This is a genomic window from Butyrivibrio sp. MC2013 (assembly GCF_000424585.1).
Lineage (GTDB): Bacteria > Bacillota > Clostridia > Lachnospirales > Lachnospiraceae > Butyrivibrio.
Genome location: NZ_AUKE01000008.1, coordinates 35190 through 49327 on the forward strand (window position 1 = coordinate 35190; position 14138 = coordinate 49327).

General features: G+C 44.5%; 11 protein-coding genes. 3 read left to right on the forward strand and 8 right to left on the reverse strand.

What is annotated here, in order from left to right:
* Window positions 1-46: 46 nt before the first annotated feature.
* Both G636_RS0105815 and G636_RS0105820 read right to left on the reverse strand, forming a co-directional pair.
* Window positions 47-685: a hypothetical protein gene (locus G636_RS0105815; protein WP_026507270.1), complete on the reverse strand. Its 639-nt coding sequence runs from the start codon at window positions 683-685 to the stop codon at window positions 47-49.
* A gap of 7 nt (window positions 686-692) precedes the next feature.
* Window positions 693-1337, reverse strand: coding sequence for a redox-sensing transcriptional repressor Rex (locus tag G636_RS0105820; protein ID WP_026507271.1), 645 nt, complete (start codon window positions 1335-1337; stop codon window positions 693-695).
* Between the two features lie 196 nt (window positions 1338-1533).
* Here G636_RS0105820 and G636_RS0105825 point away from each other — a divergent pair, with 196 nt between their 5' ends.
* Window positions 1534-3567, forward strand: coding sequence for an ABC-F family ATP-binding cassette domain-containing protein (locus G636_RS0105825; RefSeq protein ID WP_026507272.1), 2034 nt, complete (start codon window positions 1534-1536; stop codon window positions 3565-3567).
* A gap of 63 nt (window positions 3568-3630) precedes the next feature.
* Here the strand turns inward: G636_RS0105825 and G636_RS0105830 are convergent, their stop codons facing one another.
* The 4 genes from G636_RS0105830 to fusA all read right to left on the reverse strand — a co-directional run bounded on the left by G636_RS0105830 (window position 3631) and on the right by fusA (window position 9536).
* Window positions 3631-4842 (reverse strand): NADP-dependent isocitrate dehydrogenase, encoded by a 1212-nt coding sequence (locus tag G636_RS0105830; RefSeq protein ID WP_026507273.1) that lies wholly within the window; start codon window positions 4840-4842, stop codon window positions 3631-3633.
* A gap of 128 nt (window positions 4843-4970) precedes the next feature.
* Window positions 4971-5684 (reverse strand): GntR family transcriptional regulator, encoded by a 714-nt coding sequence (locus tag G636_RS0105835; protein WP_242826927.1) that lies wholly within the window; start codon window positions 5682-5684, stop codon window positions 4971-4973.
* Between the two features lie 60 nt (window positions 5685-5744).
* Window positions 5745-7157 carry a 2-isopropylmalate synthase gene (locus G636_RS0105840; RefSeq protein WP_026507275.1) on the reverse strand — a complete coding sequence of 471 codons (1413 nt, stop codon included), beginning with the start codon at window positions 7155-7157 and terminating at the stop codon, window positions 5745-5747.
* Window positions 7158-7442: 285 nt separating this feature from the next.
* On the reverse strand, window positions 7443-9536 hold the full coding sequence (gene fusA / locus G636_RS0105845) for an elongation factor G (RefSeq protein WP_026507276.1): 2094 nt from the start codon (window positions 9534-9536) through the stop codon (window positions 7443-7445).
* A 250-nt stretch (window positions 9537-9786) separates the two neighbouring features.
* Between fusA and G636_RS0105850 the strand changes: the two genes are divergently transcribed.
* Complete coding sequence (locus G636_RS0105850; RefSeq protein ID WP_026507277.1) at window positions 9787-10890, forward strand: prephenate dehydrogenase; 1104 nt, start codon at window positions 9787-9789, stop codon at window positions 10888-10890.
* Between the two features lie 97 nt (window positions 10891-10987).
* Window positions 10988-12313, forward strand: a complete 1326-nt coding sequence (gene aroA, locus G636_RS0105855; RefSeq protein ID WP_026507278.1) for a 3-phosphoshikimate 1-carboxyvinyltransferase — start codon at window positions 10988-10990, stop codon at window positions 12311-12313.
* Between the two features lie 178 nt (window positions 12314-12491).
* Here aroA and G636_RS0105860 read toward each other — a convergent pair whose 3' ends face one another.
* Window positions 12492-12845 (reverse strand): PilZ domain-containing protein, encoded by a 354-nt coding sequence (locus G636_RS0105860; protein ID WP_026507279.1) that lies wholly within the window; start codon window positions 12843-12845, stop codon window positions 12492-12494.
* 72 nt (window positions 12846-12917) lie between these two features.
* A complete protein-coding gene (gene queA, locus G636_RS0105865; protein ID WP_305803588.1) occupies window positions 12918-14006 on the reverse strand; it encodes a tRNA preQ1(34) S-adenosylmethionine ribosyltransferase-isomerase QueA in 1089 nt (362 codons plus the stop codon).
* Window positions 14007-14138: the final 132 nt, after the last annotated feature.

Genomic DNA, 14138 nt, shown 5'->3' on the forward strand with positions numbered 1-14138 from the left:
ATATTTGCAGAGCTGATAAAAAAGCCAAAAGGCACAGATCAGATGCTCAGTCTGCAAGGTCAGTAGTCCTTACTCTGTGCTCTCTTTCAGGATCATAAGCCATATCAAATATATCAAGAACTTCAGGGCCAAATATCTGATGCATATAGGAATAGAGATTGAAATTCTCGGTCTCGCCCTCCTGAAGTCTTATGACCTGCTTCTTTAATTCCTTTCTGGTAGCATAAAGCCAGGAGTCTATCTCGTTGATACGCTCTGTATTCGCATGGAGCTTATCATAACAGACCTCCATGGAAGCCAGCATCAGCTTGAAATTCAGTTCATATATCGCTGTGGGAAGGCCTATCAGGCTCTCCTCAAGTTCTTCCATTTCACTGTTGCAATCTTTGACCAGTCTCTTATGGTCGTCCAGCTCCTTGCCTGCAGATTTGTCACCGCTGTTAAGCTTGTCAGAGAGCACAATGACCTCATCCAGAAGAGTCTTCTTGAGACGCTTGATGTCTCTGATCTTCTGCTTGTACATGGACTGTCTGTCTATCAGCTCATCCAGCTCTTTGGCCATGGCATTGATCTCGGGAGTAGCACCCTCTTCGCCAAAGAGGAGCTTCCACTTGTCATCTGCAGTAACTATGGGAATATTCTTGCCGGCAAGAGCCGACTTGTAAGCTTCCTCATGACCGGACATAATGACCTCATTTCTTGTTGTGTGTACGCTCGTATCTGCCTATATTATACGAAAGCTTCATCAGTGAATCCGAAAGATGCACATTCTCAACCTGCACATTCTCGGGAACATCCAGATCTACGTGAGCAAAATTGAGTATTGCCTTGATTCCGCAGTCAATAAGCTTGTTAGCTGCTGTTACAGCCTGATCCTTCGGTATGGTCAAAACCGCAATATCTATATTATTATTTCTAACGAACTCTTCCATCTCGCTGACAGGACGTATCTCCACTTCCCCTATTTTCCAGCCCCAGAGCTTAGGATCCGAATCAAATGCACCTCTGACAACAAATCCCCTGCTGGAAAAATTAGCATAACCTGCAAGAGCCCTACCCAGGTTACCTGCACCTACTATGATAAGCTGATGCTGCCTGTCTATACCCAGTATCCTGCTGATTTCACCATATAGGTAAGATACATTATAACCATAGCCCTGCTGGCCAAAGCCTCCAAAGTTATTAAAATCCTGTCTGATCTGAGAAGCAGTAACATGCATGATCGCACTAAGCTCCTGAGATGACACTCTCTCTTTACCATTGGCTTTGAGTTCGCCAAGATATCTGAAATACCTTGGGAGCCTTGAAATCACCGCCTGAGAAATTTCCTTATCCATCCTAACCCTCTCTACAGCAATAACTAACTATCTATATATAGTATTTTACACACTTGTTAAAAACTAGTCAATCAAGCTTTCTTTGCTTTTTTGCTGTGTTTTTTGTAAAATAATGATTACTGTTTTGAAGCTGCGCCTTTTGTTATTTTAGGGCAGTCAGAGCGGCACAGATATTATATCTATAACGAGGTGTACCATGTTATTTGATTGTCATAGTGTTTCCAAGGCCTTTGATGGCAAGGAAATCCTTAAGAATATAAGCTTCCACATGGAAGAAAGAGAAAAATGCGCCATAGTAGGCATCAACGGAGCAGGTAAAACCACCCTTTTGAAGATCCTCACAGGAGAAATGGAGGCAGATGAGGGCAGCGTTGTATTTGCGAGGGACAGCACATTTGCATATCTAGCCCAGAATCAGAACATTGATATGGCAGGGACTGTCATATCCGAGCTGGAGCTTGTCAAAAAAGATACCATCGAGATGGAAGAAAAAATAAGAGATGCCGAAGAGAGGATGAAGCACCTTACAGGCAAGGAGCTGGAGGCCCTCATGGAGGAGTACGAAAGACTCTCCCATCTCTTTGCCATATCCGACGGCTATGCCTGGAGAAGCCAGGTACAGGGAGTTGCGAGAGGCCTTGGCTTTTCTGATGAGGAATTTGGCAAAAATGTTGCCACACTCTCCGGCGGGCAAAAAACAAGACTTGCTCTGGGCAAGCTCCTTCTTGAAGAGCCTGACCTTATCATCCTGGACGAGCCTACCAACCACCTGGATATGAATTCCATCAGATGGCTGGAAAACTATCTTTTAAACTACAAAAAGGCAGTCCTGATCGTATCCCATGACAGATACTTTCTGGATAAGACTGCTAGCAAGGTCATAGAGATAGAAAACGGCCAGGCTGAAGTTTACAACGGTAATTACAGCTTTTACTCCGCTGAAAAAGAGAAACGCCGCTATGCCAAAATGCGTGCCTATCTCAACCAGCAGCAGGAAATCAAGCATCAGCAGGCTGTTATTGACAAATTAAAGAGTTATAACAGAGAAAAATCCATCAAGCGCGCCGAAAGCCGCGAGAAAATGCTAAGTAAGATGGAGCTTATAGATAAGCCTCAGGAGATAAATGACGAGATGAACTTCAAACTCACTCCCTCCTGCGAATCCGGCAACGATGTACTTAAAGTCGAGTCTATTTCCAAATCCTTTGGAGACGCCAGGCTCTTTGAAGATATCTCTTTTGAGATCAAGAAAGGTGAGCATGTAGCCATCATCGGTGATAACGGTACAGGTAAGACCACCATGCTCAAGATGATAAATAATCTCCTGCCTCCGGACAGTGGCAAGATCACTCTTGGAGTAAAGGTATATCCCGGTTACTACGATCAGGAGCACCATGTGCTTCATGATGAAAAGACTCTCTTTGAGGAGATATCAGATGAATATCCTTCCATGACCAATACAGAAATACGCAACACCCTTGCAGCCTTCCTCTTTACAGGAGAAGATGTATTTAAGCGTATAGGGGATCTCTCAGGAGGTGAAAAGGGCCGTGTATCACTGGCAAAGCTCATGCTGAGCAAGTCCAACTTCCTGCTCCTGGACGAGCCTACCAACCATCTGGATATCACCAGCAAGGAGATCCTGGAAACTGCCATCAACAACTACGAAGGAACTGTGCTCTATGTCAGCCATGACCGTTATTTTATAAACAGGACTGCCACCAGGATACTGGACCTTACAAGAGGAGTGCTGGTGAGCTATATAGGTAATTATGACTATTACCTGGCTCATCAGGAGGAAAGGATGTCCTCAATTCTATCCGGCAACCGCGCAGCTACTGCCAGCGGTGCAGCCAGCGGCGTGATACTTGGCAAAACAGGCAGCGACATCGCATCTAACAAAAACGGCAGCCTTAATATGAAGGGCAACTCCTTCCAGTACAGCTCAGAGTCTTCCTCCGGAAGCTCTCAGGCAGATTGGAAAGCCCAGAAAGCTCAGGCAGCACAGAAAAAGAAACTTGAAAAAGCCCTGAAAAGCTGTGAGGATAAAATTGCAGAGCTGGAAGACAGAAATGCTGTATTAGACGAAGAGATATCCCGCCCGGAGATTGCCACAGACCTGGCAGAACTTAGAATAAGAACTGATGAGCAGGATAAAAACAATAACGAGTTGGAGACACTCTACACTGACTGGGAGCGCCTCTCCGAAGAACTTGGTTCCATGTCATAAATAAAAAAGGCCGAGAATTTTTCCTCGACCTTTTTTATTTTCAACTTAGATGATCCTTTACTATCAACCTACCATTGTATCAAGTTCATCCCTGATAGCAAGGATAAATTCCTCTGTTCCAAGCTTCTGTGCATTCTCAAGGCTGGTGATCAGAACCAGATCTCCTGTCATCCTGCCACTCTCGATAGTAGTTAATGTGGCCTTTTCAAGCTTGTCTGCAAATGCGCAGAGTTCTGAGATACCATCCAGCTCGCCGCGCTTTCTGAGAGCACCGGTCCATGCAAAGATAGTAGCAACGGGATTGGTAGATGTAGCCTCACCCTTCAGGTACTTGTAATAGTGCTTCTGGACAGTACCGTGAGCTGCTTCGTACTCATAGATGCCTGCAGGTGATACCAGTACAGATGTCATCATAGCCAGTGAACCAAAGGCTGAGGATACCATATCACTCATTACATCACCATCATAGTTCTTGCAGGCCCATATAAAGCCGCCCTTGGACTTCATGACTCTGGCTACTGCATCATCAATAAGAGTATAGAAATATTCGATTCCTGTCTCTTCAAACTTAGCCTTATATTCCTTCTCATAAATGCTGTCAAAGATCTCACGGAAGTGTCCGTCATAGGTCTTGCTCACAGTATCCTTGGTTGCAAACCAGAGATCCATCTTGGAATCAAGAGCATACTCAAAGCAGCTCTTTGCAAAGCTCTCAATGGACTTGTCAGTATTGTGTACGCCCTGCAGGATACCTGCGCCATCAAATTCATGGATAGTCTCTCTTACTTCACTTCCATCAGCTGCTGTAAACACCAGCTCTGCTTTGCCTGCGCCCGGAACCTTGATCTCCACATTCTTGTATACATCGCCATATGCATGGCGAGCAAGAGTGATGGGCTTTTCCCAGTTTCTTACACAAGGCTCGATACCCTTTACCATGATAGGAGCACGGAAAACTGTACCGTCCAGGATGGAACGGATAGTTCCGTTGGGTGATTTGTACATCTTCTTCAGATTATACTCTTCTACCCTTGCCTGGTTAGGAGTGATAGTAGCGCACTTAACAGCTACACCGTATTTGATTGTAGCATTGGCACTGTCTATGGTAACCTGGTCGTCAGTCTTATCCCTGTTCTCAAGGCCCAGGTCATAATATTCTGTCTTAAGGTCGATATATGGCTCCAGAAGGTTCTCTTTGATCAGCTTCCAGAGGATTCTGGTCATCTCATCTCCGTCCATCTCAACAAGGGGTGTGGTCATCTGAATCTTGGTCATGCTCTTTCTCCTCAAAAATATTGTATTATTTGTTATACATTCTTGGATAAAATATCCAAGAATGTATGCAAATAGGCCATTTGAGAGCGGCCAGGGCCGCTGGGCCTATTTGCCAGCAACATGTTCTTTTATTCATTATCTTCAGGTTTCTCATCTACATAGAGATCATAGAGGCCGTTCTTTACCATATTATCATATGCATTGATCATGTGCTGATTGGCCAGCTTCTCAGCCAGGTCCTTATCACCGGCTTTGATAGCATCCATGATCAGCTTGTGCTCATTATTGGACACATTGCCCCTGGAGGAAGCCAGGGTCATCTGTCTCACTCTCCAGACATATTGATGATAATCCTTGAGTGTGTGCTCCAGCATCTTGGAATTGCATGATTCATAAAGGATAGTATGAAAACGGTTATCCAATTCTGCCAGCTGATCCATATGTCCCTTGGAAGCATGAAATTCAGAGAGATATACCACTTCCTCCATCTCTTCCATCTGCTCCTTGCTGATATGCTCGCAGGCCCATCTGGCGCAAAGCCCCTCCAGCCGGGATCTGATCATATATATATCCTTAACATCCCTGGCATGGATACCTGTCACGTAGGCTCCTCTGTTGGGGATGATCTTGATCAGGCCTTCCAGCTCCAGCTGTCTGAAGGCTTCCCTGACGGGAGTTCTGGATACACCCAGTTCCTTGCCTATGGCTACTTCCTTAAGTTCTTCATTATCCTTGTACTTACCACTTAGTATATCTTCGCGGATCTTGCGAAAAACACGTCCTCTCAAAGAGTACTTGTCCATTTCGTCGCCGTTAATATCACTAATATCGCTTGCGCTCATATTTTTCCTCCATGCCCGCACAGTCAGGCCATCACTATAGTGGAAAGTCAAAAGCCTTGTTTAAGCAAGTGTCATACCAAGCTCTGCTGTCACACTATTTATTTCAGTAATAAGCTCGTCGTCGGTAATAACGGTCACTCTTCCGTCTGCGTATTGCTTATCTACCCACTCCTTGATCCTCACCACAAGCTCTGATTTCTTATCCATTGCCTCATCGCCCTTCAGCTTGTAATGTACATTGATCCAATGTGCGATACCTGCAAGACCTGAAGTATTGCTCACAGCACTTACAGGGGGCCTGCCCAGGAACTTATCAGTATCAAATATATTATATATCTCTTCGTTCTTGAGAAGTCCGTCAGCGTGGATGCCGGCTCTGGTAACATTGAAATTCTTACCTACAAAAGGAGTCTGAGGCGGAATCTTAAAGCCTATCTCCTTTTCATAATACTCTGCAAGTTCTGTGATCACACGGGTATTCATGCCATTGAGATCACCCTTGAGCTGAGCATATTCAAATACCATAGCTTCCAGAGGTGTATTACCTGTTCTCTCGCCAATACCAAAGAGTGAGCAGTTAATACCGCTGCAGCCATAAAGCCATGCTGTTGTGGAATTAGTAACAGCCTTGTAAAAGTCATTGTGACCGTGCCACTCCATAAGTTCTGAAGGAACACCGCCGTTAGTATTAAGGGCGTATATGATACCCTGTACGCTTCTGGGTATAACAGCACCGGAGAAATTGACGCCGTAACCCATTGTATCACAGGCACGTACCTTAACAGGTATACCATACTCATCCTTGAGCTTCATCAGCTCTATACAAAAAGGTACTACAAAACCGTAAATATCAGCTCTTGTGATATCCTCAAGATGACATCTGGGTGATATGCCCTCATCAAGACAGGACCTGATAACTGAGAGATAATGCTCCATAGCCTGCTTTCTAGTCATCTTCAGTTTGAGGAAAATATGATAATCGGAGCAGGATACCAAAATACCTGTTTCCTTAAGACCCAGCTCCTTGACCAGCTTGAAGTCCTCCTGACTGGCCCTTATCCAGCTTGTGACCTCAGGGAACTTGTAGCCCTTCTCCATACATTTATATACTGCATCCCTGTCCTTCTTGCTATAAAGAAAAAACTCTGACGCTCTGATCATGCCGTTCTCGCCGCCCAGTTCGTGGAGCATGTCATAAATCCTGACTATCTGCTCTGTAGTATAGGGCGCTCTTGACTGCTGACCATCACGAAAGGTTGTATCCGTAATCCATATATCCTTTGGCATATTATGGGGAACGATCCTGTCATTAAAAGGGATCTTGGGGATCTCTTCATATGGAAACATATTTCTGAATACATTGGGCTTGGCCACATCATCCAGAATATACATATGCTCTTCAATCTGAAGCAGATTGTTCTTTGAGTTCATAGTAACCGGTCGGTTCTGAAATGTTTCATTATTCTGATTCATTGTTCTTGATCCTTTCCCCAAAATACTGATAACGTCATCATACGAACAGTCTTAGACAGCTTTGAAAGCCTGGAAATATTTATGTTTCCAGTATTGGGTATAATTGTATACAATCATACAAACATTGTCAATGATACTAATTTAACATCTTAATAAGTGATAATCGTCATATGCGAGTGAACAATACCACAAAGTATATGTATGAAGGCAGCAAGACACCCGGATCATGATGATCCGGGTGTCTCGCTGGAAATATGGCTAAAATATACTATTGGAAGACCGACATCATTCGTCTGCATCGCTTTCAGCAGCAACCTTGGAAGCTCTTGCCTCCACTTCCTTCTCCTGGATATCTGAAGGGCACTGCTCATAACGTGCAAACTCATATTCATAGCTGCCTGCACCACCGGTCATGGACCTGAGAGTGGTGCAATAGCCGTAGAGCTCCATTTGAGGAACATCAGCTTCAATGACCTGCTTGCCGCCGCCAATGGGATTCATGCCTGTTACGCGGCCTCTTCTCTTATTGAGATCGCCCATTACATCACCGGTATAGCTGTCCGGTACTGTAACCTTAAGGGATACGATGGGCTCAAGTAGTACGGGCTGGGCTTTCATAAAGCCGTCCTTAAATGCATTCCTTGCAGCAACCTTAAATGCCATTTCTGAAGAGTCTACAGGATGATAGGATCCGTCATAGAGTACAGCCTTAACGCCCACAACGGGATAAGCTGCAAGAGGTCCTCTCTGTACTGACTCTGTAAGGCCCTTTTCTACAGCAGGGAAATAGTTCTTGGGAACTGCGCCGCCTACTACTTCCTCAGAGAATTCATAGGCCTTACTGTCATCACCAAGGGGTGAGAATCTCATCTTAACGTGTCCATACTGACCATGGCCACCTGTCTGCTTCTTATACTTGGACTCTACATCAGAGCTCTTTCTGATAGTCTCACGGAAAGCTACCTTGGGCTTGGTGAGGTCGATAGCCACCTTGTACTCGTTTTGCAGCTTGGAAGCTACTACTTCAAGGTGCATATCACCCATACCATAGATCAGTGACTGGTGATTCTCAGCATCGTTTACCACCTTGATGGTAGGATCTTCAGCCTGGATCTTGGCCAGAGACTGAGCGATCTTATCAATATCAGCCTTGTTCTGAGCGTGATAGCGCTGATATGTATAAGGTGTGGAGATGTTCATCTTTGCATACTGTACAGGATTAGCCTTGGTAGCAAGGGAATCGCCTGTATTGATATCCAGCTTCTGAAGCGCACACAGATCACCTGCATGTACTTCTCCGATTTCCTCCTGCTTGTTGCCGCGAAGGAGGTAGAGCTTGCCGATCTTGACCTCTTTGTCCTGATTGGGATCATAGAGTACGTCATCGGTCTTAAGAACACCTGAGCGAACCTTTACCAGAGAATATTTTCCGATAAAAGGATCGATGATAGTCTTGAATACAAAAGCGGTCTTGGGCTTGGAGAAGTCAAAATTAGCCTCAAAGATCTCGTTAGTCTTCATATTGATACCGCTCATCTTGCGGTTCTCAGGACTGGGCATATACTTAACGATATCATCCAGAAGTGTGTATACGCCTTCGCAATAAATGGAAGAACCCTGCTCAACAGGAACAATGCTGCCATCGCACACATTGGTCCTGAGCGCGGAACGGATCTCGTTTTCGGTAAAGATCTCGCCGTTAAAATATCTGTCCATCAGATCTTCTGATGTTTCTGCAACGGCTTCCATGAGTGTATCCCTGTAGGATGAGAGGTATTCCTTGGAATACTCAGGCACATCAATAGGTGTAGCCTTCTTGTTTTCCCACTGGAAAGCCTTCTCCTGGATAACATTGACATAACCGATCAGCTTCTCATTCTCTCTGATAGGAAGATTAAAAGGAGCGATCTTCTTGCCGAAGCTTGCTACCAGATCCTCCACTACCTGACGATAGCTGACTTCATCAATGTCCATGTCTGAAACATAGATCATACGGGGAATATTGTACTCCTCGCAAAGCTCCCATGCCTTCTGAGTACCTACCTCGATTCCGTTCTTGCCGGATACTACGATGATAGCTCCGTCAGCTACAGAGATAGCCTCTTCCACTTCACCTACAAAGTCAAAAAATCCGGGTGTGTCCAGTATATTGATCTTGCATCCGTCCCATTCAAGGGGAATTGTGGATGTAGAAATGGATATCTTTCTTTTCTGCTCTTCTTTGTCATAGTCGCTTACTGTATTACCGTCGTCAACACTCCCCAATCTGGAAGTTACACCGGCCAGATAGCACATAGCTTCTGCAAGCGTTGTCTTACCGCTTGAACCATGACCCAGCAATACTACGTTACGAATTTTGTCAGTTGTGTAAACGTTCATATCATGTCCTCCAGTATATAGTATGTTTTGGGTATAATGCAGAAAACAAAGACACTCCTCCCACACGTCCCATGTGTATATTGTACAATAGTTTAAACGGAATTAAAACACAAATGTGCAGTATTGATAAGAAAAACTTTGCATCATAAAATCCAAACAAGATTATTAAAAAATTAACAAAATCCTTCTTGATTTTAGCACGTTAAAGTGTTATATTATCAGAGATTTCTTATTTATTTAGGAGGCAGTAATGTTGATCCCTTTTCAGACGACCCTGGGATTTGTCGGTTTGGGACTCATTGGCGGTTCTATTGCCAAATCCCTCAGAAAAAATCTACCGGATATCAGGATCGTCGCTTACGATATAAACCATGACGCTCTAAGGTCCGCCCTTGAAGACGGCACGGCAGACAACATAACTGACACTATAGATGATACTTTCTCATCCTGCGACTATATATTCCTGTGTGCACCTGTTCAGAATAATATAAGTAACATAGAGGCTCTTCTTCCCTACATGAAAGAGGACGCAGTTCTTACTGATATAGGAAGTGTCAAGGGCGATATATACGATGAGATCAGAAAGAGAAAGCTCTCTCACCGTTTCATAGGCGGACATCCCATGGCCGGAGCAGAGAGAATCGGATATCTTAACTCCAAGGCATTGCTACTGGAGAATGCTTATTATATAATTACTCATACTGATGATATATCATCCCACAAGGTAGAGGATTTTAAAGAACTGGTGACAGCTACAGGAGCTATCCCCCTGGTCATGGATCCTTATCTTCATGATAAAGTAGTGGCAGGTATATCACATATCCCCCATGTGGTATCAGCAGCCCTTGTCAATCTGGTAGACAGAGAAGATGATGAAAACGGTCTTATGAAGCTGGTAGCCGCAGGAGGCTTTAAGGATATTACCAGGATCTCTTCCTCATCTCCTGTTATGTGGCAGCAGATCTGTCTGACCAACAAAGACAATATATCTCTTCTTTTAGGCGACTATATCAATGCTCTTTCAAGAGTAAAAGAAGATATAGATAAGGGAGATGCTGACGCCCTTATGGACTTTTTTACTTCAGCCAGAAATTACAGAGAGTCATTTATAGACAGCTCATTTGGTCCTATTAAGAAGGTATATACAATCCATGCTGATATTGAAGACCAGCCCGGCATGATCGCGCGTCTGTCTACGCTCCTTGCTGATAACAATATCAATATCAGGAATATAGGCATCACTCACAACAGAGAAATGCAAAACGGCTCCATACGCATAGAATTCTGGAGCAGTGATGAAAAAGAAAAAGCTTCTGCTCTCTTAAGAGAAAGCGGATATTCGATCTCTGATTAAAAAATTCATGTTAATATGTATGCAGGAACTTTGGCAGATTAGGTTTTTTTACAGCTAGTTACATGTAAATCTCATTAGAAAAAAGGAAAAATTATATATGCTGAGTTTATCCCCGATCAACAGACCTCTGAAGGGCGATCTCTTCGTCCCCGGAGACAAATCAATCTCACACAGAAGTGTCATGATATCTTCACTGGCACAGGGCTCCTCCCAGATCACCGGTTTCCTGGAGGGTGCAGATTGCCTTTCTACCATAGCATGCTTCAGACAGATGGGCGTTCAGATAGAGAAGAGCTCCCGCCCTGTTAACGGTGTACCCACCATCACAGTTCACGGCGTTGGACTTCACGGCCTTAGAGAACCCTATGGTACTCTCTACACCGGTAATAGCGGCACCACCACCAGATTAATGGCAGGTATCCTCTCTGCACAGCCTTTCAATTCAACTATCACAGGCGACAGCAGTATCGTTAAGAGACCCATGGAGAGAGTCATGAAACCTCTTAATTCCATGGGTGCCAGTATCGAAAGTGTCAGAGGCACAGGAACATGCCCTCTTCGCATAGAAGGCGGCAAATCACTTCACGGCATTAACTGGAGAAATGAAGTAGCTTCTGCTCAGACCAAGAGTGCTATTTTGCTGGCAGGTCTTTATGCCCACGGCGATACAGTAGTTCACGAACCTGCATTCTCCAGAAACCATACAGAGATAATGCTCAGAGCTTTTGGCGCTGATATCCACAATGATGTGACTAGATACGGCCCGGCTGCAGCTGTCCTGCACCCCGGCATGCCCCTCTTTGGCAGGAGCATCAACGTCCCAGGTGACATCAGTTCTGCAGCATATTTTATAGCAGCAGGTCTTATGGTACCTGATTCGGAGATCCTGATCAGAAACGTAGGCATCAATCCTACAAGAGCCGGTATCCTGGCTGTACTTAATCAGATGGGCGCTAATATCACTCTTCTGAATGAGAACAATGAAGTAGAGCCCAAGGCTGATATCCTGGTAAAGAGTTCCAGCCTTCACGGTGCTCCCAATAAGACCTTCGAGATCAGCGACAAGCTGATTCCCACCATGATAGATGAGATACCAATCTTTGCAGTACTGGCAGCAACAGCTGACTGCAAGACCATCATCAACAATATATCTGAGCTCAGGGTGAAGGAGTCCGACAGAGTAAGCGGTATCATCGAGAACCTCAGCGCAATGGGCGCTGACTGCTACGAAGAGAACGGAGCCCTGATCATCAACGGAGGCAAGCCTCTCCACGGAGCCAATATCAAGTGCTATGATGATCACCGCATGGCTATGACTTTTGCCATTGCATCTCTTATTGCAGAAGGAACAACCACAATAGATAATGAGGAATGTGTGAACATCTCCTATCCCACATTCTTTAACGATCTTAGAAGCTTGTAAATATGACATTGAAGTACATCCTTGTACTTCAGAGCATGTCATAATACATCCTTGTATATACGACATAGAAGTGCATCCCTGCACTTCTGAACATGTCGGAATACTTCCCTGTAAATACGACATAGAAGTGCATAAAAAGCCGCCGGTCATCCGGCGGCTTTTTATATCTTATTAGCTCTTAATCCTTTTCGTGAGGGATCAACTCCTCAACTGTCTCGTATACAGAGATCCGTTGACGATCTGCATCGGGCATCCCAATAAAGATGCAGCCATAATTATAGATTCCCTCTTCAAACTGCTCAGATCTGACGATCTGCAGAAATACATGCAGCACTTCCATGGTCCAGATAGTCAGATAAGCCTCATAATTATTTCCGATCATCAGCTGTTTATTGCAATTAAATCCAAGGCCATGCCTTGAACAGTTCAATATCTCGATGGTGGCTTCATCCACAGCTTCTTTGCCTGCCATCTCCTTGATGATGATCTTGCCGGACATTGATAGTCTCTTGCTTCTTCTTCTCTCTTCCATGATGCACCTCGCATAAAATAGACATGTGATATATGTGATATATCGTACATTTCTATTCTATATTATCTATTATCATTTGTCTATGCATGGCATTTTGTCAGTAAAGAAACATGCATCTCCAAAGGAAAAGAATCTATAACCCTCACTGATAGCAACATTATAGGCATTAAGCACGTGCTCTCTTCCTGCAAGAGCTGATACCAACATTACAAGGGTGGACTCAGGCAGATGGAAATTGGTGATCAGGCAGTCCATAAGCTTAAACTTGTAGCCGGGATAGATAAAGATCGAGGTATTATCAGAGGATGCCATAATGCGTCCGTCTTCATCAGCTGCACTCTCTATGGTCCTGCAGCTGGTGGTGCCCACACATATCACTCTGTGGCCTGACTGTTTGGCCTTATTGATCTTGTCAGCAGCCTCCTGAGTCACCTGATACCATTCTGTATGCATATGATGCTCTTTGACATTATCCACTTTAACAGGTCTAAAGGTGCCAAGACCCACATGAAGTGTTACATATGCAAGGTCTATCCCCTTCTCTTCTATCCTGTCCAAAAGCTCCTGTGTAAAATGAAGGCCTGCAGTGGGAGCTGCAGCCGAGCCGTCAAACTTTGCATAAACAGTCTGGTACATATTTCTGTCCTGAAGCTTATGGGTGATATAGGGCGGCAGGGGCATCTCTCCAAGACTGTCCAGCACCTCTTCCCAAATACCTTCATATTCAAACTTTACCAGACGATTACCATCATCCAGCACCTCTACTATTTCAGCCTTTAATCTTCCGTCTCCAAAGGTCACTCTTGCGCCGGGACGAAGCTTTTTGCCGGGCTTAACAAGAGTCTCCCATAGATCTGCCTTTACTCTCTTTAGAAGCAGTATCTCAACTGCTGCACCAGTACCTTCCTTAGTACCAAGGAGCCTGGCAGGTATAACCTTGGTATTATTGAGTACCAGGCAGTCGCCGGGATCAAGATAATCTATGATATCTCTGAAAACATGATGCTGCAGCTCTCCCGTATTCTTATCCATCACAAGGAGCCTTGATGAAGCCCTGTCCTCAAGAGGATCCTGAGCGATCAGCTCCTGTGGAAGATCAAATTTGTAATCTGAAGTTCTAAGACCCAGCATAGGGTCGTTATTATTATTCTCTAATGACATGATCCTTATATACTCCGCATTATCTACACTTGTTAAGACCTTATATGCTCACGCTATGGGATAAGCAAAAAATGCTCCCATAGAAGCGCTATCTTCTCCAGGTCCTCAAACATAATAACAGCAGCATAACCC

Bases quoted from the DNA above. Each gene is read 5' to 3' on its own strand.
- G636_RS0105840 (WP_026507275.1), bottom strand. From the start codon at position 7,157: ATGAATCAGAATAATGAAACATTTCAGAACCGACCGGTTACTATGAAC.
- G636_RS0105860 (WP_026507279.1), bottom strand. From the start codon at position 12,845: ATGGAAGAGAGAAGAAGAAGCAAGAGACTATCAATGTCCGGCAAGATC.
- fusA (WP_026507276.1), bottom strand. From the start codon at position 9,536: ATGAACGTTTACACAACTGACAAAATTCGTAACGTAGTATTGCTGGGT.
- G636_RS0105835 (WP_242826927.1), bottom strand. From the start codon at position 5,684: ATGAGCGCAAGCGATATTAGTGATATTAACGGCGACGAAATGGACAAG.
- G636_RS0105820 (WP_026507271.1), bottom strand. From the start codon at position 1,337: ATGGATAAGGAAATTTCTCAGGCGGTGATTTCAAGGCTCCCAAGGTAT.
- queA (WP_305803588.1), bottom strand. From the start codon at position 14,006: ATGTCATTAGAGAATAATAATAACGACCCTATGCTGGGTCTTAGAACT.
- G636_RS0105815 (WP_026507270.1), bottom strand. From the start codon at position 685: ATGTCCGGTCATGAGGAAGCTTACAAGTCGGCTCTTGCCGGCAAGAAT.
- G636_RS0105825 (WP_026507272.1), top strand. From the start codon at position 1,534: ATGTTATTTGATTGTCATAGTGTTTCCAAGGCCTTTGATGGCAAGGAA.
- G636_RS0105850 (WP_026507277.1), top strand. From the start codon at position 9,787: ATGTTGATCCCTTTTCAGACGACCCTGGGATTTGTCGGTTTGGGACTC.
- aroA (WP_026507278.1), top strand. From the start codon at position 10,988: ATGCTGAGTTTATCCCCGATCAACAGACCTCTGAAGGGCGATCTCTTC.
- G636_RS0105830 (WP_026507273.1), bottom strand. From the start codon at position 4,842: ATGACCAAGATTCAGATGACCACACCCCTTGTTGAGATGGACGGAGAT.